The organism is Paraburkholderia phenoliruptrix (assembly GCF_019511605.1).
Classification (GTDB): Bacteria; Pseudomonadota; Gammaproteobacteria; order Burkholderiales; family Burkholderiaceae; genus Paraburkholderia; species Paraburkholderia phenoliruptrix_A.
This window is the reverse complement of sequence record NZ_JAEUAV010000007.1, coordinates 26,533-51,868: the sequence shown is the minus strand read 5'-3', so window position 1 is coordinate 51,868 and position 25,336 is coordinate 26,533. Positions and strand designations below refer to the sequence as shown.

Annotated in this window: 23 protein-coding genes; 18 read left to right on the top strand and 5 right to left on the bottom strand. The window is 64.3% G+C overall.

Annotated elements, in window-relative coordinates; translation table 11 throughout:
• The first annotated feature begins 23 nt into the window (after nucleotides 1-23).
• The 10 genes from can to bioB all read left to right on the top strand — a co-directional run bounded on the left by can (nucleotide 24) and on the right by bioB (nucleotide 11,185).
• On the top strand, nucleotides 24-800 hold the full coding sequence (gene can, locus JNB89_RS11910; protein WP_013337845.1) for a carbonate dehydratase: 777 nt from the start codon (nucleotides 24-26) through the stop codon (nucleotides 798-800).
• Nucleotides 793-2,001, top strand: a complete 1,209-nt coding sequence (locus tag JNB89_RS11905; RefSeq protein ID WP_220362322.1) for an acetyl-CoA C-acetyltransferase — start codon at nucleotides 793-795, stop codon at nucleotides 1,999-2,001. Before can ends, JNB89_RS11905 begins: the two co-directional genes overlap by 8 nt.
• A gap of 47 nt (nucleotides 2,002-2,048) precedes the next feature.
• The gene (locus JNB89_RS11900; RefSeq protein WP_220362321.1) at nucleotides 2,049-2,726 is read left to right on the top strand and encodes an SDR family oxidoreductase; all 678 of its coding nucleotides are present in this window, start codon (nucleotides 2,049-2,051) and stop codon (nucleotides 2,724-2,726) included.
• A 12-nt stretch (nucleotides 2,727-2,738) separates the two neighbouring features.
• Nucleotides 2,739-3,869 carry an acyl-CoA dehydrogenase family protein gene (locus JNB89_RS11895; protein ID WP_013337842.1) on the top strand — a complete coding sequence of 377 codons (1,131 nt, stop codon included), beginning with the start codon at nucleotides 2,739-2,741 and terminating at the stop codon, nucleotides 3,867-3,869.
• A 6-nt stretch (nucleotides 3,870-3,875) separates the two neighbouring features.
• A complete protein-coding gene (locus tag JNB89_RS11890) occupies nucleotides 3,876-4,325 on the top strand; it encodes a YchJ family protein (RefSeq protein WP_135892378.1) in 450 nt (149 codons plus the stop codon).
• Nucleotides 4,326-4,980: 655 nt separating this feature from the next.
• Entirely contained in the window at nucleotides 4,981-6,279 is a 1,299-nt protein-coding gene (locus tag JNB89_RS11885) for a dienelactone hydrolase family protein (protein ID WP_220362320.1), read from the top strand.
• A gap of 472 nt (nucleotides 6,280-6,751) precedes the next feature.
• Nucleotides 6,752-8,113 carry an adenosylmethionine--8-amino-7-oxononanoate transaminase gene (bioA, locus tag JNB89_RS11880; RefSeq protein ID WP_220362319.1) on the top strand — a complete coding sequence of 454 codons (1,362 nt, stop codon included), beginning with the start codon at nucleotides 6,752-6,754 and terminating at the stop codon, nucleotides 8,111-8,113.
• Entirely contained in the window at nucleotides 8,113-9,297 is a 1,185-nt protein-coding gene (gene bioF / locus JNB89_RS11875; protein ID WP_220362318.1) for an 8-amino-7-oxononanoate synthase, read from the top strand. Before bioA ends, bioF begins: the two co-directional genes overlap by 1 nt.
• Nucleotides 9,294-10,043, top strand: coding sequence for a dethiobiotin synthase (gene bioD / locus JNB89_RS11870; RefSeq protein WP_220362317.1), 750 nt, complete (start codon nucleotides 9,294-9,296; stop codon nucleotides 10,041-10,043). Before bioF ends, bioD begins: the two co-directional genes overlap by 4 nt.
• A 35-nt stretch (nucleotides 10,044-10,078) precedes the next feature.
• Entirely contained in the window at nucleotides 10,079-11,185 is a 1,107-nt protein-coding gene (gene bioB / locus JNB89_RS11865; protein WP_220362316.1) for a biotin synthase BioB, read from the top strand.
• Between the two features lie 6 nt (nucleotides 11,186-11,191).
• Here bioB and JNB89_RS11860 read toward each other — a convergent pair whose 3' ends face one another.
• Together JNB89_RS11860 and JNB89_RS11855 are read right to left on the bottom strand one after the other, a co-directional pair.
• Nucleotides 11,192-12,223 (bottom strand): sulfate ABC transporter substrate-binding protein, encoded by a 1,032-nt coding sequence (locus tag JNB89_RS11860; protein ID WP_135892385.1) that lies wholly within the window; start codon nucleotides 12,221-12,223, stop codon nucleotides 11,192-11,194.
• Between the two features lie 185 nt (nucleotides 12,224-12,408).
• Nucleotides 12,409-13,011 carry an RBBP9/YdeN family alpha/beta hydrolase gene (locus tag JNB89_RS11855; protein ID WP_135892386.1) on the bottom strand — a complete coding sequence of 201 codons (603 nt, stop codon included), beginning with the start codon at nucleotides 13,009-13,011 and terminating at the stop codon, nucleotides 12,409-12,411.
• A gap of 322 nt (nucleotides 13,012-13,333) precedes the next feature.
• Between JNB89_RS11855 and JNB89_RS11850 the strand changes: the two genes are divergently transcribed.
• From JNB89_RS11850 to JNB89_RS11825, 6 genes are all read left to right on the top strand, one after another.
• Nucleotides 13,334-14,275: a 2-hydroxyacid dehydrogenase gene (locus tag JNB89_RS11850; RefSeq protein ID WP_220362315.1), complete on the top strand. Its 942-nt coding sequence runs from the start codon at nucleotides 13,334-13,336 to the stop codon at nucleotides 14,273-14,275.
• A gap of 73 nt (nucleotides 14,276-14,348) precedes the next feature.
• Entirely contained in the window at nucleotides 14,349-15,275 is a 927-nt protein-coding gene (locus JNB89_RS11845) for a hydroxymethylglutaryl-CoA lyase (protein ID WP_220362314.1), read from the top strand.
• 41 nt (nucleotides 15,276-15,316) lie between these two features.
• Nucleotides 15,317-15,838, top strand: coding sequence for a YbaK/EbsC family protein (locus JNB89_RS11840; protein ID WP_027211614.1), 522 nt, complete (start codon nucleotides 15,317-15,319; stop codon nucleotides 15,836-15,838).
• Nucleotides 15,839-15,842: 4 nt separating this feature from the next.
• Nucleotides 15,843-16,070, top strand: a complete 228-nt coding sequence (locus tag JNB89_RS11835) for a DUF1289 domain-containing protein (protein ID WP_220362313.1) — start codon at nucleotides 15,843-15,845, stop codon at nucleotides 16,068-16,070.
• The gene (locus JNB89_RS11830; RefSeq protein WP_220362312.1) at nucleotides 16,067-16,558 is read left to right on the top strand and encodes a MaoC family dehydratase; all 492 of its coding nucleotides are present in this window, start codon (nucleotides 16,067-16,069) and stop codon (nucleotides 16,556-16,558) included. The genes JNB89_RS11835 and JNB89_RS11830 overlap by 4 nt, the downstream gene beginning before the upstream one ends.
• Entirely contained in the window at nucleotides 16,555-17,493 is a 939-nt protein-coding gene (locus JNB89_RS11825; protein WP_220362311.1) for an MBL fold metallo-hydrolase, read from the top strand. Before JNB89_RS11830 ends, JNB89_RS11825 begins: the two co-directional genes overlap by 4 nt.
• A gap of 332 nt (nucleotides 17,494-17,825) precedes the next feature.
• Here JNB89_RS11825 and JNB89_RS11820 read toward each other — a convergent pair whose 3' ends face one another.
• Nucleotides 17,826-18,725 carry a DMT family transporter gene (locus JNB89_RS11820; RefSeq protein ID WP_220362310.1) on the bottom strand — a complete coding sequence of 300 codons (900 nt, stop codon included), beginning with the start codon at nucleotides 18,723-18,725 and terminating at the stop codon, nucleotides 17,826-17,828.
• A gap of 114 nt (nucleotides 18,726-18,839) precedes the next feature.
• Between JNB89_RS11820 and JNB89_RS11815 the strand changes: the two genes are divergently transcribed.
• Nucleotides 18,840-19,310, top strand: a complete 471-nt coding sequence (locus JNB89_RS11815) for an Lrp/AsnC family transcriptional regulator (RefSeq protein WP_220362309.1) — start codon at nucleotides 18,840-18,842, stop codon at nucleotides 19,308-19,310.
• Nucleotides 19,311-19,358: 48 nt separating this feature from the next.
• On the opposite strand, the gene JNB89_RS11810 is transcribed toward JNB89_RS11815, so the two are convergent.
• Nucleotides 19,359-20,249, bottom strand: a complete 891-nt coding sequence (locus tag JNB89_RS11810) for an alpha/beta fold hydrolase (RefSeq protein ID WP_220362308.1) — start codon at nucleotides 20,247-20,249, stop codon at nucleotides 19,359-19,361.
• Nucleotides 20,250-20,633: 384 nt separating this feature from the next.
• On the opposite strand from JNB89_RS11810, the gene JNB89_RS11805 reads away from it, so the two are divergent.
• Nucleotides 20,634-21,593 carry an NAD(P)H-dependent flavin oxidoreductase gene (locus JNB89_RS11805; protein WP_135892395.1) on the top strand — a complete coding sequence of 320 codons (960 nt, stop codon included), beginning with the start codon at nucleotides 20,634-20,636 and terminating at the stop codon, nucleotides 21,591-21,593.
• A 206-nt stretch (nucleotides 21,594-21,799) separates the two neighbouring features.
• Here JNB89_RS11805 and icmF read toward each other — a convergent pair whose 3' ends face one another.
• Nucleotides 21,800-25,318, bottom strand: coding sequence for a fused isobutyryl-CoA mutase/GTPase IcmF (gene icmF / locus JNB89_RS11800; RefSeq protein ID WP_220362307.1), 3,519 nt, complete (start codon nucleotides 25,316-25,318; stop codon nucleotides 21,800-21,802).
• Nucleotides 25,319-25,336 lie beyond the last annotated feature (18 nt).

The window sequence follows — 25,336 nt, the reverse complement described above, 5'->3', positions numbered from 1 at the left end:
CCGCATAACTGCCAAAACGCATCATGAACATGAACGCTTCCAACTCTGCCCATCCGCTCGCCCATCTGTTCGAGAACAACGACGCGTGGGTCGCCCGCAAGCTTGCCGAAGACCCGGAGTACTTCTCGCGCCTCGCGCATCAGCAGACGCCGGAGTATCTGTGGATCGGCTGCTCCGACTCGCGCGTGCCGGCTAACCAGATCATCGGTCTGCCGCCGGGCGAAGTGTTCGTGCACAGAAACATCGCGAACGTGGTCGTGCATACGGACCTGAACTGTCTGTCGGTGATCCAGTTCGCCGTCGACCTGCTCAAGGTCAAGCACATCATGGTGGTGGGCCACTATGGCTGCTCGGGCGTGGGCGCCGCGTTGCACGGCCGCCGCGTGGGTCTCGCGGATAACTGGCTGCATCACGTGCAGGACGTGCGTGCGAAGCATGCCGCGCTGCTCGACGAATGGCCGCTTGGCGAGGCACGTCACCGCCGCCTCGTCGAACTGAACACGATCGAACAGGTGGTGAACGTGTGCCGCACCACCATCGTCAACGATGCCTGGGCGCGCGGCCAGGAACTGACCGTGCACGGCTGGGCGTATGGCGTGCACGACGGCAAGGTGCGCGACCTCGGCATGACGGTGAACAACGCGGCCGCGCTCGAACAGACCTATGAGCGTTGCGTGGCCGGAGTCTCGGCAAGCGGCGCCCATGCGACGGAGAACGACGTGGTGGCCGCCGACGCGGCCCGGCTCGGCGACGTGCCGGCCATCGTCGAAGGTGTAATCAAGGAGCTAAAACATGAGTGAGACGAATATGAGCGGTACGGGCGCCGATCCCGTGGTGATCGTGAGCGCGGCGCGCACGCCGATGGCTGCGTTTCAGGGCGATTTCGCGTCGCTGAGCGCGCCGCAACTCGGCTCGATTGCGATCGAAGCCGCGGTGCAACGCGCCGGCCTCAGGCCCGATCAGATCGACGAAGTGGTGATGGGCTGCGTGCTGCCCGCGGGCCTCGGACAGGCGCCCGCGCGACAAGCCGCGCTCGGTGCCGGCCTGCCGCTTTCCACCGGCAGCACGACGGTCAACAAGATGTGCGGCTCCGGCATGCGCGCCGCAATGTTCGCACACGACATGCTGGCCGCCGGCTCGGTCGACGTGATCGTCGCGGGCGGCATGGAGAGCATGACGAACGCGCCGTACCTGCTGCCCAAAGCGCGAGCCGGCATGCGTATGGGCCACGGTCAGGTGATCGATCACATGTTCTACGACGGCCTTGAAGACGCCTACGAAAAAGGCCGCCTGATGGGCACCTTCGCGGAAGAATGCGCGGCGTCGTTCGACTTCACGCGCGAAGCCCAGGACGCGTTCGCTGTCGAGTCGCTGAACCGCGCGAAGCGCGCAAACGAAGACGGTTCGTTCACGTGGGAAATCGCGCCGGTGAAAGTGCAAAGCCGCAAAGGCGAAGTGAGCGTCGAGCACGACGAGCAGCCCTACAAGGCGAACCTCGACAAGATCCCCGCGCTCAAGCCCGCGTTCAGCAAAACCGGCACGGTGACGGCCGCGAACTCGTCGTCCATTTCGGACGGCGCCGCGGCGCTCGTCATGATGCGCGAATCGACGGCAAAGCGCCTCGGCGTCAAGCCGCTTGCGCGCGTGGTCGGACACTCCACTTTCGCGCAGGAACCGGCGAAATTCACCACCGCGCCCGTCGGCGCGATTCGCAAGCTGTTCGACAAGAACGGCTGGCGCGCGGACGAAGTCGATCTGTTCGAAATCAACGAGGCTTTCGCCGTGGTGACCATGGCAGCCATGAAAGAGCACAAGCTCCCGCACGACAAGGTCAACGTGCACGGCGGCGCATGCGCGCTCGGCCATCCGATTGGCGCGTCCGGCGCGCGCATCATCGTGACGCTGATCGGCGCGCTGAAAAAGCGCGGCGGCAAGCGCGGCGTCGCAACGTTGTGCATCGGCGGGGGCGAAGCGACTGCCATGGGTATCGAACTGGTTTGACACGTCGCCCGCAGGTTCAGGCGCTTTGCATAGTTGGAGGTGATTCCATGAAAACAGTGTTGATCGTCGGTGCGTCGCGCGGCATCGGTCAGGAGTTTGTCCGGCAGTACAAGGAAAGCGGCTGGCGCGTGCTCGCCACCGCGCGCGACGGCGCCGCGCTCGACGCGCTGTCCCAGCTCGGTGCACAGCCCTATTCCGTCGACGTTACAGAGCCTGCGGATATTGCAGCACTCGGCTGGAAGCTCGACGGTGAACATGTCGATCTCGCGATCGTCGTGTCGGGCGTTTATGGTCCGCGCAGCGAAGGTATTGAAACCATCACCGCCGAAGACTTCGACCATGTGATGCACACCAACGTGCGCGGCCCGATGCAACTCATGCCGATCCTGCTGCCGCTCGTCGAGGAAACAGGCGGCGTACTCGCGGTTATTTCGAGCAGGATGGGCAGCATCGCCGATCCCAGCGGCACGAGCGGCTGGCTGTATCGCGTGAGCAAGGCGGCGCTGAACGACGCGCTCAAGCTCGCGTCGCTCGAAGCACAGCGTGCGACCTGCGTGTCGCTGCATCCGGGCTGGGTGCAGACCGACATGGGCGGCGCACAGGCCGCCGTCCATCCCACGCGCAGCGTGAGCGGCATGCGCGAAGTGCTCGCGCAGGCTGCGGCCTCGCGCGAGGCCTTCAACGGCCGCTTCTATCAATACGACAGCACGCAGCTCGACTGGTGAGGAGGCTGGCTCATGGTGCTTGATCAGGATCACCTGATGGTGCGCGACGCGCTGCGCACCTTCGTGCGCGAAGCTATCACGCCGTACGCGGCGGCATGGGACCGCGAGCGCACTTTTCCGAATGACGTGCACCGTCAGCTTGCCGGGCTCGGCGCCTACGGCGTGCTTGTGCCCGAAACCTACGGCGGCGCCGGCATGGACGCGCTCGCACTCGCGCTGATTCTCGAGGAAATCGCAGCCGGCGACGGCGGCACGTCCACAGCGATCTCGGTAAACAACTGCCCCGTGTGCAGCATTCTGCTGAGCTACGGCAACGACGCGCAGAAGCGCGACTGGCTCACGCCCCTCGCGCGCGGCGAGATGCTCGGCGCGTTTTGCCTGACCGAACCGCAGGCGGGCTCCGACGCGTCGGCGCTGCGCACCACCGCAATACGCGAAGGCGACACGTACGTGCTCAACGGCGTGAAGCAGTTCATCACGAGCGGCAAGAACGCCAACGTTGCGATCGTAATGGCTGTCACCGACAAGGCCGCGGGCAAGCGCGGCATCAGCGCGTTCATCGTGCCGACCGACAGCCAAGGCTACGTGGTGGCGCGGCTCGAAGACAAGCTCGGACAGCATTCGTCGGACACCGCGCAGATCGTGTTCGAAGATTGCCGCGTGCCGGCCGCCAATCTGATCGGCGCGGAGGGCGAGGGTTATCGCATTGCGCTATCGGGGCTCGAAGGCGGGCGCATCGGCATCGCGGCGCAGAGCGTCGGCATGGCGCGCGCGGCGTTCGAAGCGGCATTGAGCTATGCGAAAGAGCGCGAGAGCTTCGGCGCGCCGCTCTTCTCGCATCAGGCCGTGCAATTCCGTCTCGCGGAGATGGCCACGCAACTCGAAGCCGCGCGTCAGTTGATCTGGCACGCAGCCGCGTTGAAAGACGCGGGCCAGCCCTGTCTCACGGAAGCCGCCATGGCGAAGCTGTTTGCCTCCGAGGCGGCCGAGCGCATCTGTTCCGCGGCGCTGCAGATTCACGGCGGTTATGGGTATCTGAGCGACTTTCCCGTCGAACGGATTTATCGCGACGTGCGCGTCTGCCAGATCTACGAAGGCACGAGCGACATCCAGAAGATACTGATCGCACGCGGTCTTGGTTAGATTTCGATGAGCAAGCACAAATCGTCCGCGCAACGCCCCGTTGATTGTCCTTGCGGGGGCGCTGCGCCACACCCGTCCGGCGCTGCAAAACCACCGCGTTTTGCGCAGTGCTGCGGCCGTTACATAGACGGCGGCGAACTGGCGCCGCGCGCGCTCGAGCTAATGCGCTCGCGCTACAGCGCCTATGTTGTGGGCGCAACGGATTATCTGCGCGCCACATGGGCGCCAGCCACCTGCCCCGCCGATCTCGATGCAGACACCGCGGCGCCCGACGCCCCGCGTTGGCTCGGACTGCAAATCAAGGCGTTTGCGCAGACAGACCCGGCACACGCAACCGTCGAATTCGTCGCGCGATACAAGGTGGCTGGCCGCGCGCATCGGTTGCATGAATTGAGCCGCTTCATTCGCGACGACAACGGCCGCTGGCTTTACGTCGACGGCGACGTGCGCGAATAGTTCTTCAGCAGCTTTCCGAGCCTTACACAGCGCGACTGCGGACAAGCCGCCGATATTGCATATGGCCCTATAGGTGCGCCATTGCCCTGCTGTTGGCTCGGCGCGACAGCCCGGCTGCCGCGCCATTGCCCGGTAGACCTAGGCAGCGGGCGATTGAATTTCTGCTTTATACGTCGATTTAAAGCCCGTTTGCGCCTCTGTTCGCGCCTGAGGGCGCCTTCCTTCGCGCACCTCTTGCCGTCGGCCCCAGCGCCTGCGGCCTCGCGCCCGACACGGCAATTTTTTCGTCGCGGGTTCTCCTTGATTGCACAAAACAAAATTGTCGTGCCAGGATGAGGCCGTTGCTTCATGACGTCACGCTGCGAGGGCCAGTTGGTAAGGGTTCCGCAAGTTGCGCCGGCGCCTGCCGATAACCAGATAGTAGGGGTTGCGGCAACGGCTCTGGCAGCAGATGTGGCGTTCATCATCGGCGCGTGGGGTCGCGTCGGCCGTTGGGTTTATCCCGTGCGATCTCGAGTTGGCGTGCGTGCGCTCCGCGCAATGCGTACGTGAGCATGTTTTTGTTTGTCGCGAACGCGCGCGAAAGGCAAACGTCAGCCGCGTGTTCCGATAAATGCAAAGCAGGCGTTGAGGCTTTTTTCAGGCAGGTACGTGAATGGTATTGAGCAAGGTTCTGGTCAGGTGGGCGGCGATCTGTGCAGCGGCTACGTGCGCTGTCGCAGCCGCGCACGCGAACCCGCTCGCAGACGGCCAGCCAGGACCCCTCGCTCGCGCGCAGGTGCCGCGCATCGCGCTGCCGGACGACGTATATCTGCCGAGCGCGCGCCTGAACCAGCAGATCATCCGCATTCCCGTCGACGCCGACGGCGAGATCACGCTTCAAACGACGATTTACAAGCCGGACGGCGCAGGCCCGTTTCCGATGATCGTCTTCAATCACGGCAAGATTCCCGGCGATCCGCGCATGCAGGAGCGCAGCGACCCGCTGCCGCTCGCGCGCGAATTCGTGCGCCGCGGTTATGTGGTGGTGGCGCCCAACCGCCAGGGCTTCGGCCAGTCGGGCGGCGTTTATCATCAGGACGGCTGCGATGTCGAACGCAACGGCATGTCGCAGGCCGCTGACGTGGCGGCCACGGTCGACTACATGTCGAAGCAGCCTTACGTCGACGCGTCGCATATCGTGGTAGCAGGCACGTCGCACGGCGGCCTCGCGACGATGGCCTACGGCACCGAAGCCGCGCGAGGCGTGCGGGCGCTGATCAACTTCTCGGGCGGCTTGCGGCAGGACGCGTGCGGCGACTGGCAGGGCAACCTGACGCGTGCTTTCGGCACATACGGCGACAAGACCAAAGTGCCCTCGCTGTGGATGTACGGCGACAACGATTCGGTGTGGAATGCGCCGCTCATCGCCAGCATGTATGCGGCGTACGTCGCGCACGGCGCGAGCGCCAAGATGGTCGACTACGGCACCTACAAGAACGACGCACACCGGCTGGTTGGCGATCGCGACGGCGTGCATGTCTGGTGGCCGGCTGTGGAGGCGTTCCTCGCGCGCGTGGGCATGCCCACAGGGGTGCAGTATCGCGTCGAAGACCCATCCGCCCCGAAGGCGAGCGGCTTTGCTTCGGTGGATGCCGTCGACGCCGTGCCTTACGTCGACGAAGCCGGCCGCAATGGGTATCGCAACTTCCTGCGCCAGTACCCGAGCCGCGCGTTTGCCGTCTCCGATACGGGTGCGTGGTCGTGGGCCGAGGGCGGCGACGATCCCATGTCGGTCGCCATTGCCAACTGCCAGAAACAGAGCTCGGCGCCTTGCCGGTTGTACGCGGTTGATAACTCCGTGGTGTGGGGAGATCAGAATTCGCGCACGGCTGATAGCGGCGCGGGCTCGTCCGACCGGTCGACGCTCTCTTCCGCTGACGAAGGGCGGCATGCGCTTGCCAGTCGGGAATAAGACCCCGCAAACTCCCCGGTATCTCCCCGATTCGCGTACGTCCCAACGACAGTTGGGCGCTGCCCTATCCCCGAATTCAGTTAGCCATACTAACGTGCTTCGTGCAGCTCGACGATCGGTCGCGGCTGCGCGAACGACATGAGCAGACAGTTCGCCGTCCGCGTCCAACTGGTGAAAAACCGCCAGACGCCCTCTTTTCCGTCCGACCCCACCCAATACTTTTCCGTCGCCAACTCCGCCCATCTGCGACCTTCGATTCCGAACGCAAACCAGCTGCGCCGATCTGCGCCGAACCCCGCACCGCAAGGCGGAAAACGAGCCGCGAGCCCTAGTGCAAAGGCGGAAATAAACCGCTAATCTCGACCCCGCACGCTGACCTTCGGGCTGCGGCGCAGCGCAAAAATCCACCCGCGCCACGCCCGAAAACCATAACAAGACCAACAGCAGCGGCACTCAAGCACCGGAGTACTCCTTGGAAAATTCAGCAACCTCACCGAAATCGACAGAAGACTGGATCGCCCGCAGCCTGCGCGCGGTCTGGCATCCGTGCACGCAGATGAAGCATCACGAGCGGTTGCCGCTCGTACCCGTTGCGCGCGGTCAAGGCGCGTGGCTCTACGACCGAGCAGGCCATCGCTATCTCGACGCGATCAGTTCGTGGTGGGTCAATCTGTTCGGCCACGCGAATCCGCGCATCAACGCAGCGCTCAAAGACCAGCTCGATACGCTCGAACACGCGATGCTCGCCGGCTGCACGCACGAGCCGGCCGTCGAACTTGCCGAGCGCCTCAGCGCGCTCACCAGCAACACGTTGGGCCATGCGTTCTTCGCATCGGACGGCGCCTCGGCCGTGGAAATCGCGCTCAAAATGAGCTTCCATTCCTGGCGCAATCGCGGTTTCGCCGACAAGCAGGAATTCGTCTGCATTGCCAACAGCTATCACGGCGAGACCATCGGCGCGTTGGGCGTGACGGACGTCGCACTGTTCAAGGACGCGTACGATCCGCTCATTCGCAACGCTCACGTGGTGGCCTCGCCGGACGCGCGGCTCGCTGAAGCGGGCGAATCAGCCGCAGACGTCGCACGTCGCGCGCTGCAACACGTGCGCGCGCTATTCGAAGCGCGCGCCGAGAAAATCGCCGCGCTGATCGTGGAGCCGCTGGTGCAATGCGCAGCAGGCATGGCCATGCACGACGCGTCCTACATTGCCGGCTTGGGTGCGCTATGCGATCAGTACGGCGTGCATCTGATCGCGGATGAAATTGCCGTCGGCTGCGGCCGCACGGGCACTTTTTTCGCCTGTGAACAGGCCGGCATCTGGCCGGATTTCCTGTGTCTGTCCAAAGGCATTAGCGGCGGTTATCTGCCGCTTTCCATCGTGCTTTCGCGCGACGAAATCTTCGCCGCCTTCTATCACGACGACACCGCGCGCGGTTTCCTGCACTCCCATTCGTACACCGGCAATCCGCTCGCATGCCGCGCGGCGCTCGCCACGCTCGACCTGTTCGCGAGCGACAACGTGCTCGCCGTCAACCGGCAAAAATCGGCTACGTTGAAGGCCGCGCTTGCGCCACTCGCGCAGCACCCGAACGTGCGCAACCTGCGTCAATGCGGAACCATCTTCGCGTTCGACGCGGTGATCGACAACGATCAGGATGCCCGAACATTTTCGCGCCGCTTCTTCGAAAATGCGTTGCAGCGCGAGTTGCTGCTGCGCCCCATCTCGACCACCGTGTACCTGATGCCCCCGTACATTCTCAACGACGAAGAACTCGCGCTGCTCGCCTCGCGCACGCGCGAAACTTTCGACGCCACTCTGGCGGAGGTGCGCTAATGCATCTTCTCGACACGCTCGCTCAAGGACTGCGGGAGATCGACGAGCGCGGCCTGCGCCGGCGCCGCCGCACGGCCGACACGCCTTGCGCGGCTCACATGAGCGTCGACGGCCGCGAAATAATCGGCTTCGCTAGCAATGACTACCTCGGGCTTGCCGCGCATCCGCAACTGATCGCGGCCATTGCCGAAGGCGCACAACGCTTTGGCGCGGGCAGCGGCGGTTCGCACCTGCTAGGCGGCCACTCGCGCGCGCATGCGCAGCTCGAAGACGACCTCGCGGAGTTCGTCGGCGGCTTTGTCGACGCGCCGCGCGCGCTTTACTTCAGCACCGGGTACATGGCGAACCTCGCGACGCTCACCGCGCTCGTGGGCCGCGGCACGACGCTCTTTTCGGATGCGCTGAATCACGCATCGCTGATCGACGGCGCGCGCTTGTCGCGAGCCGACGTGCAGATCTATCCGCACTGCGATATGGACGCGTTGAGCGCAATGCTCGACGCGTCGGACGCAGACGTGAAAGTCATCGTCTCTGACACCGTGTTCAGCATGGACGGCGACATCGCGCCGCTGCCGCGCTTGCTCGAACTCGCGGAACGGCATGGCGCATGGCTGATCGTCGACGACGCACACGGTTTCGGCGTGCTCGGCCCACAAGGACGCGGCGCGGTTGCCGAAGCGGCGCTGCGCTCGCCGAACCTCATTTCCATCGGCACGCTCGGCAAAGCGGCCGGCGTGTCGGGCGCATTCGTCGCGGCGCACGAGACGGTGATCGAATGGCTCGTGCAGCGGGCGCGTCCTTACATCTTCACCACGGCCTCGGTGCCGGCCGCCGCGCACGCGGTGTCGGCAAGCCTGCGCATTATCGGTGGCACGGAAGGCGATGAGCGGCGCGCGCATCTTCGGCAACTGATCGAACGCACGCGCGCGATGCTCAAGACCACGCCGTGGCTTCCGGTCGATTCGCATACTGCCGTGCAACCGCTCATCATCGGCGCGAACGAGGCCACGTTAGAAATCGCCGCCTCGCTCGATCGCGCGGGCCTATGGGTTCCCGCGATCCGCCCGCCTACCGTGCCGACAGGCACCTCACGCTTGCGCATTTCGCTGTCGGCGGCGCATTCGCATGAGGACCTCGACCGTCTCGAAGCAGGCTTGCAACAGACAGGAGCGCGAACAGCATGACCTCGCTACCCTCTGCTCATCAGGCGCCGCCGCACGCGATGTCGCTATTTGTTACCGGCACGGATACGGAAATCGGCAAGACCTTCGTTTCGTCCGCATTGCTGCGCGGTTTCGCTCGCGAGGGACTGCGAGCCGCAGCGATGAAGCCGATTGCCGCGGGTGCATTCGAGCTAAACGGCGAATTGCACAACGAAGACGCGGATCAGCTCGACGCAGCGTCGAACGTATTGCTGCCGCCCGAAATGCGCACGCCGTATCTGCTAAAGGAACCGGCCGCGCCGCATATCGCGGCGGCGCTGGAAAACGTCGCATTCGACATCGACCACATCGTGGCCTGCCACCGGCAAGCGCTCACGCACGCGGACGTCGTGGTCGTGGAAGGCGTAGGCGGTTTTCGCGTGCCCATGACCGCGACGCAGGACACCGCCGATCTCGCCGTCGCGTTGAACCTGCCGGTCGTGCTGGTGGTGGGCATGCGGCTTGGCTGCATCAATCACGCGCTGCTGACCGCCGACTCCATTGCCGCGCGCGGTCTCACGCTTGCCGGCTGGGTCGCGAATCGCGTCGATCCGGACATGACCTTTCCCGACGAAAACATCGCGTCGATCCGTGAGCACCTCGCGCGTGAGCATCACGCGCCGTTGCTTGGCATCGTGCCGCGTATGAGTCCGGCATCGCCGGAACTTGCCGCCGAAAGGCTCGACATTGAACAGCTATTGCAGACACTGCGTCACTCGCAGCGCTGAATCGAACATCTCATCCATTCATGAGGATTGACCACATGACCCAACTGAACACCGCCGCGTCGCCTGCGGCCACGGCCGCCGCCGGCAACGTCAATGCCAATGCCAATGCCAATGCCAACGCGAACGCAAACGCCGCCCTCGCGGGCAAACAACTCGCGCGCTGGCGTGTCGCCGACATCGTCGCGTTGTACGAACTGCCGTTCAACGACCTCATGTTCCGCGCACAGCAAACGCACCGCGAGCATTTCGACGCGAACACGGTGCAACTGTCCACATTGCTGTCGATCAAGACCGGCGGTTGCGAAGAAGATTGCGCGTATTGTCCGCAGTCGGTACACCACGACACGGGCCTGCAAGCGGACAAGCTGATGCCGGTGGACGAAGTGCTCGCCGCAGCGAAAGCCGCCAAGGAAAACGGCGCGACGCGCTTCTGCATGGGGGCCGCGTGGCGCAATCCGAAAGACCGGCATCTCGAGCCGATCAAGGACATGATTCGCGGCGTAAAGGCAATGGGATTGGAAACCTGCGTGACGCTCGGCATGCTGGAAACGCACCAGGCGCAAGCCTTGCGCGAGGCAGGGCTCGACTACTACAACCACAATCTCGACACCTCGCCGGAGTTCTACGGCCAGATCATTTCCACGCGCACGTACCAGGATCGTCTGGACACGCTCGAGCGCGTGCGCGACGCGGGCATCAACGTGTGCTGCGGCGGGATAGTGGGCTTGGGCGAGTCGCGCCGCGAACGCGCGGGCCTGATTGCGCAACTGGCGAACATGGACCCGTATCCGGAGTCCGTGCCGATCAACAACCTGGTGCAGGTGGAAGGCACCCCGCTAACCGGCACGGAAGCAATCGATCCGTTCGAGTTCGTACGGACAATCGCGATTGCCCGCATCACGATGCCGCGTGCAATGGTGCGTCTGTCGGCAGGCCGCGAGCAGATGGACGAGGCGCTGCAGGCCATGTGCTTTCTCGCGGGCGCGAATTCGATCTTCTACGGCGATCAGTTGCTGACGACCAGCAACCCGCAAGCGGAAGCGGACCGCAAACTGCTTTCGCGTCTGGGCATTCGTGCCGAGGCAGCCCAGCAAATGCCGCTCGACAAGAGCGGCTGCGAACACGGTTGCGCTCCCGCGTAAGACGCGTTACTTCCTGTCGACCACGATCTGGTCGAAAGTCCCGCCGTCGGAGAAATGGGTTTGCTGCGCTTTTTGCCAGCTGCCGAACATTTCTTCGACGGTGAAGGTCTTGATCGGCTTGAATTCGGCAGCGTGTTTCGCCAGCACGTTGCTGTCGCGCGGACGCAGATGATGTTGCGCGATGATCTCCTGTGCAGCGGGCGACCACAGGTAGTCGAGGTACGCCTGCGCCTCCTTGCGCGTGCCGCGCTTGTCGACCACCTTGTCGACAAGCGACACAGGCGGCGCGGCAAGCAGGCTCACCGACGGGTACACCGCCTCGAAGTTTCCCGCGCCCACGCCGCTGTTCATTAGCGCGACTTCGTTTTCAAACGTGACCAGCACGTCGCCGATGCCGCGTTGCGTGAACGTGGTAGTCGCGCCGCGGCCGCCCGTATCGAGCACCGGCACGTTTTTGAAAATGGCCTTTTCGAAGTTGAGCGCGTCTGCGTCCGTACCGCCATGCTGCTTGCGATAACCCCACGCGGCGAGGTACGTATAGCGTCCGTTGCCGGAGGTTTTCGGATTCGCGATCACCACCTGCACGCCCGGTTTGGCGAGGTCGTCCCAGTCCTTGATGTGCTTCGGATTGCCCTTGCGCACGAGGAACACCATCGTGGTGGTGTACGGCGCGCTGTCGTTCGGCAGACGGGCACGCCAGTTCGCGGGCAGCAGTTGGCCTTTTTCCGCAAGCAGGTCGATGTCGTTCGGCTGGTTCATTGTCACGACGTCGGCCTGCAAGCCCTGCAATACCGACAACGCCTGTGCGCTCGACGCGCCATGCGACTGGCGAATCGACACGGTCTCGCCGCTTTTCTGCTTGTACGCGGCGATAAAGCCCGCATTGATGTCCTTATACAACTCGCGCGTCACGTCGTATGACACATTCATCAGCGACACGTCCGCATACGCGACCGATGTACCGCCGAGCCCGAAGCCGAGCGCGATTGCCGCGACGCCGGCCGCCAGCCAGCGCAATGTCCCCGTCCTGCCTGCCATGTTGTCCCCGCTGTCGATGATAAAAAGCCGTGGCCGCGCCATCGCGCGGCCTGTAGCGGGATTCTAGCGGATCGTGTTCAGACGCCGCGTGGCCACGCCTAAACGGCGCGGTGCGCGAGTACCCGATGCACGGTGTTCATACGCATCGGCGCACACATCGATACGCCGCCTATTTCGACCCACCGTCAAACCAGCGCATGCTGCGCGACTTCGAGCGGCTCGTCGCGGAAACGCAGCGGCGCGGCGCAGTGCACCAGCGTGTCGATGAAGTACCTCGCCCGCGGCCACGGTCCGAATCCCGCCGCGGTGTTGATATGCCCCGCATCGCCGAGATTGACGAAAGCGCTGCCCAAACGCTGCGCGAGTTCGCGCGAGCCGGCAAGCGACATCCACGGGTCCGTTTCGCTGCCGATCAGGATTGACGGCACGCCGAGGCGCCGCGCCTCGAACGTCCCCGCGAACGCGAACTTTTGCGGGCTGGCCGGCGCGACGAACAGCACGCCGACCACCTCGTTCGCATACGATGCCTGCTGCAACGCGTGAGCCGTGGCGAGGCAGCCGAAGCTATGCGCGGCGAGCACGAACGGGCCGCGCTCGCGCGCGAGCAACTCGCACAGCGAGTTGGCCCAGCCGGCGATGTCGGGCGAGTCCCAATCGGCCTGCTCGACGCGCAGCGAGCGCGCGAACTGACGCTCGAGCCACGTCTGCCAGTGGGCGCCCTCGCTGCCATGCAGCCCCGGAACGGTGACGAGCCGCGGCGGCCACGGCGATCTTGCGCATGAATGCATGTCTGTCCCTCGAAAGAGAAACCGGGTAGCCATTGTCCCGCCGCGTGGCATGCGGACGAACCAAGTTTTTGTGCTTTGTTTATGGGCCGGTGTGAGCGCAGGACAAAGGCCGCAGGGCAAAGGCCGCGGCGCACGGTCGTGCGCAATCGCGCGGAATCGTCGACGAAAAAGTAGAATGAAGCCTACCCATAAAAGGAGGAGCCCTCATGCCTTGTGCGTCGCGCGCCGCGCCTCAGCCGTCGCCAGCTTCGCAGCCGCGTTGCCGCGTGCGTTTCGCATGCGGCGCGAACGCGAGCCGGTCCTCACACAACGGAGCCGCCGCATGAAGATTCTCTTCTATATGCCGAATAATGAAGCCGCACTCTGGCTGCGCGACTTCGCCCGCGTGCTGCCCCAAGCCGAACTGCGCGAGTGGCGGCCCGGCGACACGGCGCCCGCCGATTTCGCTGTGGTGTGGCGTCCGCCGCGCGAGTTGCTGGCCGGGCGCGCCAATTTGCGTGCGATCTTCAATCTCGGTGCGGGCGTCGACGCGATCCTCGCGCTGGAGCGCGAGCATCCCGGCAGCCTGCCGCGCAACGCACAGTTGATTCGCCTCGAAGACACCGGCATGGCGCCGCAAATGGCCGAGTACGTGATGCACGCCGTGCTGCGTTATCTGCGCCGCTTCGACGAATATCAGACCTTGCAGCGCGAGCGCCGCTGGCAGGTACTCGACCCGCATCCGCGTGAGACCTTCACCGTCGGCGTGCTAGGCCTCGGCGTGCTCGGCGCACATGTCGCGCAATCGGTCGCGGCACTCGGCATGCCGGTGCGCGGTTATAGCCGCAGCGTGAAGCAGGTGGAAGGCATCGCCACCTTTGCCGGGCAAGCCGGGTTCGACGCGTTTCTCGACGGCCTGAAAGTACTCGTCAACCTGCTGCCGCATACGCCGGATACCGCGAACGTGCTGAACGCCCGCACCTTTTCGAAGCTCGCGCGCGGCGCGTATCTGATTAACGTGGCGCGCGGCGCGCATCTCGTGGAAGCCGATCTGCTCGACGCGCTCGCGAGCGGTCAAATCGCCGCCGCCACGCTCGACGTATTCCAGCACGAGCCGCTGCCACCAGATCATCCGTTCTGGCAGGAGCCGCGCATCGCGATCACGCCGCACGTGTCGGCGCTCACGTTGCGTGAAGAAAGCGTCGCACAGATCGCGCAGAAGCTGCTCGCGCTCGAACGCGGCGAAGCCGTCAGCGGTGTCGTGAGTATCGAGCGCGGATATTGACCGGCGTTGACCCTATTTTCAGGCGCACCGCTGCCGCAGGTTGGTTGCGTGGATCACCTAGAGGAGACACAACATGAACGTACCGCAGCAAGTGAAGATCGTCGAAGTCGGCCCGCGTGACGGCCTGCAAAACGAAAAGGATTTCGTCCCTACCGCAACCAAGGTGGAGTTGATCAACCAGCTCTCCGCAGCGGGTTTTCGCAACGTCGAGGCCGCGTCGTTCGTGTCGCCGAAGTGGGTGCCGCAAATGGCCGACGGCGCCGACGTGATGGCCGGCATCGAGCGCCGCCCCGGCACGCTCTATTCGGTGCTGACGCCGAATCTGCGCGGCTTCGAAGCCGCGCTGGCCGCACGCGCCGACGAAATCGTGATCTTCGGCGCGGCGAGCGAAGCGTTCTCGCAGAAGAACATCAATTGCAGCATCGCGGAAAGCATCGAACGGTTCACGCCGGTCGCACAGGCGGCCAAACAGCATGGTCTGCGCATGCGCGGCAGCGTTTCGTGCGCGCTCGGCTGCCCGTATCAGGGCGAGGTGCCGGTTGCGTCGGTGGTCGACGTGGTGCAGCGCTTCGCGGCGCTCGGCTGCGACGAGATCGACATCGCGGATACGATCGGCGTGGGCACGCCCAAACGCACGCGCGAAATATTCGAGGCAGTGACCCGCGTGTTTCCGCGTGAGCGGCTCTCCGGGCACTTTCACGACACCTACGGCCAGGCGCTCGCGAACATTTATGCCGCTTTGCAGGAAGGCATCGAGATCTATCACGCGTCGGTGGCGGGGCTCGGCGGCTGTCCGTACGCGAAGGGCGCAACCGGCAATGTCGCGACCGAAGACGTGCTGTACCTGATGAACGGCCTCGGCATTCAAACCGGTATCGACCTCGCGCAGGTCGTCGCCATCGGCGATTTCATCTCGACGGCGATAGGCCGGCCGAACGTGTCGCGCGCGGGCAAGGCGTTGCTTGCAAAGGCGCGCAGCGAGGCGGCCAACTGCGTGTGAACACTCCGAACCAGGCTGACCAACCAACAGGACTTGAAACGATGACGGACCATGCTTTTCTCGACTCCGACGACCTCACCGCGTTGCCCGATTCCGCTCGACGCGTCGCACTGCTGCTGCGCGAACGCGGTCACGCGGGCCGCATCGTGATGCTGCCGGAAACCGGCAAGACTTCCGCCGAAGCCGCCGCCGGCCTCGGCTGCTCCGTCGCGCAGATCGCCAAGTCGATCCTGTTTCGCCGCCGCGAAGACGACGCGCCGGTGCTGGTGGTCGCGAGCGGGGCCAATCGCGTGGATGAAAAAAAGGTCGCCGCACAGGTGGGCGAAATTGGCCGCGCGGACGCGAAGTTCGTCCGCGAGAAAACCGGCTATGCGATTGGCGGCGTGTGTCCGGTCGGCCATGCGGTCGAACCGGTCACGCTGATCGACGAGGATCTGCTCGCGCTCGACAGCCTGTGGGCCGCGGCCGGCCATCCGCACGCGGTGTTCAATCTGACCGCGCAGGAATTGATCGCGCTGACGGGTGCGCCGGTGGTCGACGTGGCGCTGCGCGAAACGGCCTGACGCGATGACAGCAGAGAACCACCACGCGACCAGAAGCGGCAGTGTGCCTTCGCCGTGCATCAACGTGTGCCGGATGGACGCGTCGACCGGCTGGTGCGAAGGGTGCCTGCGCACCATCGACGAAATAGCCGGCTGGTCGCTCTACGACGACGACGAAAAACGCGCGGTATGGGACGCGCTCGACTCGCGCCATGCACAGTTCGTTGCAAGCCAGGCGAAGGTGCAGCGATGAACGCGCCGCCGCGTATCGTCACGATTGGGGAGACCTTTAGCGCGACCCTCGCGTTGTCTGTCGATTCCGTGAAATCATTCGCCACGCTCGTCAACGACCTGAACCCGCTGCATCACGACGAAGCGTATGCCGCGCAAAGCCGCTTTGGCGGTCTTATCGCATCCGGCACGCAGCCTACCGCGCACTTCATGGCGCTGCTCGCCACGCATTTTTCAACCTATGCGCAACCGCTCGGACTCGAGTTCGACATCAAGCTGAAAAAGGCCGCGCACGCGGGCGACACGCTCGTCATGAGCTGGCGTGTGCGCGATGCTTACTGGAAGCCGAGCCTGAACGGCGACCTCACGCATCTCGAGGGCACGGTCACGAATCAGCGCGGCGAAGTTGCCGTAGTCGGCGCGTCGACCATTCTGGTCATGCCGAAGGCGGGGACGCCTGTCGACGCCGGCGTCAATATCAGCTGCGGCAGCGGCGCCGCCACGTCATGAACGCTTTGCCCGCGTCCGTGCGCGTGTTCGAGCGCGGCTGGCTCTCCTCGAACAATGTTCTGCTCGTCGACGACACGGGCGCTGCACTCGTCGATACCGGCTATGCAACGCACGCTGATCAAACGCGTGCGCTCGTGCAGCAGGCGCTTGGCGCGCGGCCGCTCGATCTGATCGTCAACACGCACCTGCACTCGGACCACTGCGGCGGCAATGCGCTGTTGCAGGCAAAGTGGCCATGCCGCACGCTGATTCCTGCGTCGGAGGCCGAGGCCGTGCGCGACTGGGACGAAGCGCGCCTCACGTTTCGGGCCACCGGGCAGACCTGCGAGCGCTTCGCCTTCACTGGCACCCTCACGCCGGGCGCGACCCTGCGCCTCGGCGCACTCGACTGGCAGGTGCTCGGCGCGCCTGGTCACGATCCGCATTCGCTGATGCTGTACTGCGCGGCGGAACGTTTGCTGATCAGCGCCGACGCGTTGTGGGAAAACGGCTTTGGCGTGATCTTCCCGGAGCTGGAGGGCGAGAGCGGCTTTGCGGAACAGCAGGCGGTGCTCGAAACGATTGCGGCGCTCGACGTGCGCCTCGCGATTCCCGGTCACGGCGCGCCGTTCGCAAACGTCGAAGAGGCGCTGCAACGCGCTTCCTCGCGGCTCGCGTGGCTGCGCGCCGACCCCGCTCGCAATGCAAAGAACGCGCTGAAGGTGCTGATCGTCTTCAAGTTGCTCGAGGTGCGCGCAATGAGCTTTGCGGCGCTGCTGCACATGCTCGACAACGCAACGGCCATGCGTGCGGCGGCCTCCATGCTGAAACCGCGAAGCGAGTGGCCCACGCTTATGAAAGCACTTGTTGAAGAACTGGCCGCAGGAAATGGGCCTCTCAAGGTGGAGGGCGAGCAGATCGTTGCCCGAGCAACCGTACACGCGTCTGAGCAATAGCAGCCTGAACGGGCGTACAGCGCAGGAGGCAAGGGAAAAAAGCCGCGAAAGCGCTACTGCAAAAAGAAAGCCGCTCAACCCGTTAAGGCGAGCGGCGCAATTGCTGTCGGACGTGATCAGCGTCTTGTTGAATGATACGCGCGCGCGATTTTCGACCGCATTGGTGATTTCCCTACAGATGCTTGACGGCAGCTGTAAGCCCGCCTACACGCGAGGCGACCAAACCCCGGTTGGCGCAACACCGCCGCGGGTTCATTGCTCCGCTGATATGAACATACGCGGTTTGCTTTGCAATCCGTAGCATTGCGTCGGTAAGATTCTGCTGAGTGCTTTCAGAGCGTCGGCACGCGCCTTTGCGGCACGATTCGCCAGCCGAGATTGACGCCAGCGGCAGCGAGCAGAATCAGCACTGCGCCCAGCACCTGGATCCACGCGAGCGTCTGTCCAAACGCGATCCGGTCGACAATGATCGCGACCACCGGATAGATGAAAGACAGGGCGCCGGTCATTGAAGTCGGCAGTTTCTGAATCGCACCGTACAGCAGCACATACATAAGGCCGGTATTCACGACGCCCAGCACGATCAGTTCGAGCCATTGCACGCCGGTGGCCGGCAGCGCATCGAAACGCACTAGCGGTGCGAGCATTACCACGCCGAGCGACACCTGAATCAGCGCAATCAGATGCGGCGGCGTGCCCTTAAGACGCTTGGTGATGATGGACGACACCGCATACATGGCCGCCGCGCCGACCGCATAGCCAATGCCGACCAGATACTGCCCCGGCACTGCCAGTACCGCGGGCTCGACTTTCACGACGAACACCAGGCCGACGAACGCAAGCAGCAGCCACGCCACCGTGGATGCGCTGATCCGCTCGCGAAACACGAGCGCGCCGAGCGCCACCAGCATGAAGGGCTGCGTGTTGTAGACGGCAGTCGCCATCGAGATGGACGCACGCGAATACGCGGCGAACAGCAAGACCCAGTTCGCGACGATTGCCGCGCCGCCGAGAAGGGCGAGGCCGAGCATCTTCCACGAAAAGAGCTGGCGTCTGAAAAGGCCGAGCACCGCGCACACGAGCGCAAGCGTCGCGCCACCGAAAATGCAGCGAAAGAAGACCACATTGAACGCGCTTTGCTGCGACGACACGACCAGCCAGCCGATCGTGCCGGACATCAGCATCGCCATGGTCATCTCCGCGGCACCGCGGCGAATTTCGTTTGAAGCCATGATCCGATCCTCGAATTGATTACTGCATGGCAAGCAGTGTAGTTAATCCGAAGCCGCGAAAACATGGATAAGATTAAGTCATCGCCCCACATCACCTCAGATTCGAAGGCTGACATGTCAAAACGCCTTACTTCACTCGCACCCGTCGCGCTCGACGAAACCGACCGCGCGCTGATCGTTGCACTCGCCGAAGACGCGCGCCGCCCGGTCAGCGAACTGGCGCGGCTCGTCGGACTCTCCGCGCCGAGCACGGCCGAGCGCATCCGCAGGCTGGAGGCGCAAAGCGTGATCGAGCGCTTCACGGTGCAGCTCGACCCACGCGCGCTCGGCTTCACGCTGCAAGCCATCGTGCGCGTGAAGCCGCTGCCCGGGCAGTTGCACCTGGTGGAGGAAGTGATACGGCGAATTCCGGAATTTGTCGAATGCGACAAGGTCACCGGCGACGATTGCTTCATCTGCCGGCTCTACCTGCATTCGATCGAGCAGCTCGACGAAATTCTCTCGAAGGTTACAGAGCGCGCGGAGACCAGCACCGCAATCGTCAAATCGACACCCGTGGCGCGGCGCCTGCCGCCGCTCGCCTAGGCGCTCGTCCAGGCGCTCGTCCAGCGCTCGTCCTGTGAGCGAGCGCGCTTACCGTTCGATCGCCTGGAAGAACGACAGCATTTCGGCGACCAGCTCCTCGGGCGCCTCCTCCGGTATGTAGTGGCCGCAAGGCAGCGAACGGCCGCTTACGTCGCGCGCCACGAGGCGCCATTCGGCGAGTGCGTCGAAACACTTTTCGATCACACCTTTGTCGCCCCACAACACGCGCAACGGACAGGCAATCTTGTGCCCGCGTTCGATGTCCGCGCGGTCGTGCTCGAGGTCGATGCTCGCCGACGCGCGATAGTCCTCGCACATTGCGTGGACCGCGCCGGGCTGCGCCAATGCCGCGCGATACGCCGCGAGCGAAGCCGGCTCGAACGGCGCAAGGCCCGCATGGCGGCTGCCCATTACCGCATCCACATATGCGGCCGGATTCGCACCGATCAGCGTTTCGGGCAGCGGCTCCGGCTGGATCAGGAAGAACCAGTGGAAGTAATGCGTGGCGAATGCGCGGTCCGTGGCTTCGTACATGGCGAGCGTCGGCGCAATGTCGAGCAGCATCAGACGCTCGACGGCGTCGGCGTGATCGAGCGCCATGCGATGCGCGACGCGCGCGCCGCGGTCGTGCGCGCAGACGAGAAAGCGCTCGAAGCCGAAGTGGCGCATCACCGCGACCTGGTCGGCTGCCATTGCGCGTTTCGAATAGGGCGCATGCGCGCTGTCGCTGGCTGGTTTGCCCGATGCGCCATAGCCGCGCAGATCGGTGGCAATGACCGTGAAATGCTCAGCCAGTTGCGCCGCACAGCGCGCCCAGATCAGATGCGACTGCGGATGACCGTGCAGCAGCAGGAGCGGCGGCCCTGCTCCGCCCTTTACTCCGAAGATATCCGTATCGCCCGCGACGACGTGAAAGGGCGTGAAATTCTCGAAGGCCATGAGCGGGTCTCTCGTCGTTTGGAGTTCGTGCATTGTAAGAGGCCAATGTGTCCGCGCGCGGTGGGATAGCCCACCCAGGCGTAGAACCTTCCCTCCAACCGTTCTAAACGTTACGGCGAACGCAGCGCACACGCCTCGCCTATAATCGAACGATCGTTCTTAAAGATTCGCGCGGCGATGCTGCCTTTGGAGAGCGCTGTTGCGGCTTCGCCCAGTGATACATGTGCCAGTGCTGGATTGGGCCGCTGATTTGCGTGCTGCCGGCTTCTGCGCGGCGCAAATCGCACTGCTGCCGCGCAGCGCACGCCATCTGCCGCGCGCCGCTACACTCATCGAATAACCGTGGGCATCAGCGCACGGCTCATCAATCAGGAGACTCGCACTATGGCTTTGCCCGCCGTTCTGCAAAATCTGGCGCTGCCTGTCGTCGCCTCGCCAATGTTCATTGTCAGCTATCCCGAGCTGGTGTTGGCGCAGTGCAAGGCCGGCATCGTCGGTTCGTTCCCCGCGCTGAACGCGCGTCCCGCCGAACTGCTCGACGAATGGCTCACGCAGATCCAGGCGCAGCTCGCCGAGCATAAGGCCGCGAACCCCGGCGCGCGGGTCGGGCCCATCGCCGTGAACCAGATCGTTCATCAATCGAACACACGGCTGGAACACGACGTGCGCGTGTGCGTCGAGCACAAGGTGCCGATTTTCATCACGAGCCTGCGTGCGCCGGCGCGTGAGATCGTGGATGCAGTGCACAGCTACGGTGGCATCGTGCTGCATGACGTGATCAATCTGCGTCACGCGCAGAAGGCGCTCGAAGCAGGCGTCGACGGCTTGATCCTCGTGGCCTCGGGCGCCGGCGGTCACGCGGGCACGACTTCGCCGTTTGCGCTGGTGGGCGAAGTGCGGCGCATCTTCGACGGCCCCATTGTGCTATCCGGCGCGATTGCCAACGGCGGCTCGATTCTCGCCGCACAGGCAATGGGCGCCGATCTGGCGTACATGGGCACGCGCTTTATCGCGACCAAGGAGGCGCACGCGGTGGAGAGCTACAAGCAGGCCATCGTCAATTCGAGCGCGGCGGACATCATCTACACGAACCTGTTTACCGGCGTGCACGGCAACTATATTCGCGAGAGCATCGTCAACGCCGGGCTCGATCCGGACGCGCTGCCGGAATCGGACAAGAGCAAGATGAACTTTGCCAACGAGAAGGCCAAAGCGTGGAAAGACATCTGGGGCGCGGGCCAAGGCGTGGGCCTGATGGACGACGTGCCGAGCGTGAGCGAACTCGTCGCGCGTTTGAAGAAGGAGTACGACGACGCGAAGGCGCGGCTGGGCATCGGGCGTTGAAAGGCGGCGAAGGGTGGATGGGCAGGCTGGATGTGAAGGCCGGACGCGAAGGCCTTATGTGAAGGCCTTATGCGAAGGCCCGACGTGAAGGCCCGACGCAAAGGCCCGATCCGAAGGCGACAGTGCGAACCAGCAGCAACGCAGAAACCCGAGGCGAATCGCCACTCCGCCAACCAGCACTGCCGCCAGCCTCCCGCGTCACCCGCCTACATATTCCGCCGATACTGCCCGCCCACTTCGAACAGCGCATGCGTGATCTGCCCGAGCGAGCACACGCGCACCACATCCATCAGCACGGCGAACACGTTTTCGTCGTCCATCACGGCGCGCTTCAAACGCTCGAGCGCCGCAGGCGCCGCCTCGCGATGCCGCGCCTGAAAATCGCGCAGGCGCGCTAGCTGACTCTGCTTTTCTTCATCCGTGGAACGGGCAAGCGCGATCGGCTGCGGCGCTTCGTGCGGATGCGCGCTCAGGAACGTGTTCACGCCCACAATCGGATATGAGCCGTCATGCTTGCGATGTTCGTACAACATCGACTCATCCTGAATGCGCCCGCGCTGATAACCGGTCTCCATCGCGCCGAGCACGCCGCCGCGCTCGGTCAGCCGGTCGAACTCGGCAAGCACCGCTTCTTCGACAAGATCGGTCAGCTCGTCTATCACGAAGCTGCCCTGATTCGGATTCTGATTTTTCGCGAGCCCCCATTCGCGATTGATGATCAACTGGATCGCGACCGCGCGGCGCACCGACTCCTCGGTGGGCGTCGTGATCGCCTCGTCGAACGCGTTCGTGTGCAGCGAGTTGCAGTTGTCGTAAATGGCAATCAACGCTTGCAGCGTGGTGCGAATATCGTTGAAGTCGATCTCCTGCGCATGCAGGCTGCGGCCTGACGTCTGCACGTGATACTTGAGCTTCTGGCTGCGCTCGTTCGCGCCGTAGCGCTCCCGCATTGCGATCGCCCAGATGCGCCGCGCCACACGGCCAAGCACCGTGTATTCCGGGTCCATGCCGTTTGAGAAAAAGAACGACAGGTTCGGCGCAAAGTCGTCGATCGACATGCCGCGCGCCAGATAGGCCTCCACATATGTGAAGCCGTTGGCAAGCGTATAGGCGAGTTGCGAGATCGGGTTCGCGCCGGCCTCCGCAATGTGATAGCCGGAAATCGACACCGAATAGAAATTGCGCACCCCGTGTTCGACGAAATAGGCCTGGATATCGCCCATCACTTTCAGGCTGAACTCCGTCGAAAAGATGCAGGTGTTCTGGCCTTGGTCTTCTTTGAGAATGTCGGCCTGCACGGTGCCGCGCACGTTTTCCAATGCGCTGCGGCGCGTGGCGGCACGCTCGTCGTCGCTCAGTTCACGGCCGAGTTGCTGCGCCCTGCGCGCGATCTGCTGGTCGATCGCAACGTTGAAGAACATTGCGAGAATGGTCGGCGCCGGGCCGTTGATCGTCATTGAAACCGAGGTTTCCGGCGCGCACAGGTCGAAGCCGTCGTAAAGCGCGTGCATGTCGTCGAGCGTCGCCACCGACACGCCCGAGTTACCCACCTTGCCGTAGATGTCCGGCCTCTCGTGCGGCTCCTCGCCGTACAGCGTGACCGAATCGAAGGCGGTGGAAAGACGCTTGGCTGGCATTCCTTCGGACAGCAACTTGAAACGCCGGTTGGTGCGCGACGGATCGCCCTCACCCGCGAACATGCGCGTCGGGTCTTCGTTCTCGCGACGAAACGGGAATACGCCGGCCGTAAACGGAAAATAGCCCGGCAGATTCTCCAGCATGAGCCAGCGCAGAATTTCGCCGTGGTCGCTGAACTTCGGCAGTGCGACTTTGCGTATCTGCGTACCGGACAAAGTTGTGACGGCAAGCGCCGTGCGAATTTCACGCTCGCGAATGCGGACCACGTGTTCGTCGCCGGAATAGGCCGCTACGGTTTGCGGCCAGGCGTCGAGCAGTTTGCGTTCGCGCTCGCCCAACGCAGCGGTGCGCTGCTCGATCAGCGCGTCGAGCCGGGTTGAGGATGCGTCGCTAGCGGTCTCGGGTTGTGTGGCGCCCGCTTCGCCAAGCATTCGTCGCGCCTCGGCGAGTTGCCAACGTTCGCGCGCAATCCGCGCCTGTGCCTCGGCGCGCTCGCGATACGCATGGACCGTCTGCGCAATCTCCGCGAGGTAGCGCACGCGCGGCGGCGGCACGATTGCGTGGCTGCCGCTCGAAAACCGCACGTCTGCGGGCACGGACAGCCGACCGCCGCCCTCACGCAAGCCGTGCCTGCGCAGTGCGTTGGCGAGATGCCGGTAGAGCGCGCTCACGCCGTCGTCGTTGAAACGCGAGGCGATCGTGCCGAACACCGGCATTGCGTCGGGCGACGTCGAGAAATCGCCGCGATTGCGCTGAACCTGCTTCGCGACGTCGCGCAGCGCGTCGGCGGCGCCCTTGCGATCGAACTTGTTGATCGCGACGAAGTCGGCGAAGTCGAGCATGTCGATCTTCTCCAACTGACTCGCGGCGCCGAACTCGGGCGTCATTACGTAGAGCGACTCGTTGACGAACGGCACGATTGCCGCGTCGCCCTGGCCAATGCCGGACGTTTCGACGACGATCAGATCGAAGCCCGCCGCCTTGCACAACATCAGCGCGTCGGGCAGCGCGTTGGATATCTCGCTCGACGCCTCGCGCGTCGCCATGGAGCGCATGTAGACACGCGCGCCGCCGCCCCAATCGCCGATTGCGTTCATGCGGATGCGATCGCCCAGCAGCGCGCCGCCGGACTTGCGGCGCGACGGGTCGACGGCGAGCACGGCAATGGTGAGCGCGTCGCCGTAGTCGAGCCGGAAGCGGCGGATCAGTTCGTCGGTTAGCGACGACTTGCCGGCGCCTCCGGTGCCGGTAATGCCGAGCACGGGAATCCGCGCGGCCTGCGCCCGAGCCGCGAGCTTGTCGCGCTTCGCCGCGCCGATGCCGCCGGTTTCGAATGCGCTGATGAGTTGCGCGAGGCGGCGGAATGTTGCCTGGTTCTTGTCTTCCGTGCGCGCTTGTGTGGAGGAAAGGCCGTGCGATACCGAGCCCGCGATCAAGTCGTCGATCCATTCGGCGATCGGGTCGGGAGTGTGGACAGTGGGCGTTACGCCGGACGTGAGGGGCGCGTTGACCGCGTGAGGCTCGCTGACGGTGTGAGGGTTAGCGTCCGTGGGAGGCGAACCGGCCGCGTGAGGCCCTCCGCCCTCGCCCAGCGAGCCCGCTCGCGCCGCCGCGCTTTCGCGCGCGAGCGCGGCGCATCGACCGATCATGTCGTCGATCATGCCCTGCAGGCCCAGCCGCTGGCCGTCGTGCGGCGAGTAGATCTTTTCGACGCCGTACTTTTCGAGCGCGACGATTTCCTCGGGGACGATCACGCCACCGCCGCCGCCGAACACCTTGATGCGCTCGCCGCCGCGCGCCCGCAGCAAATCGACCAGATAGCGGAAGTATTCGTTATGGCCGCCCTGGTAGCTGGAGACGGCGACGCCGTCGGCGTCTTCCTGAAGCGCGGCGGTCGCGACTTCATCCACGGAACGGTTGTGGCCCAGGTGAATGACCTCCACCCCGCTTGCCTGGAGGATGCGCCGCATGATGTTGATGGACGCGTCATGGCCGTCGAACAAGGCTGCGGCAGTGACGAAACGCAGGCGCCGGCCGGCGGGCAGCTCGTGGCTGGCGGCGCGCTGCGGCGTGGACAGATCGGTCATGTCTCCCCCAGATCGTTA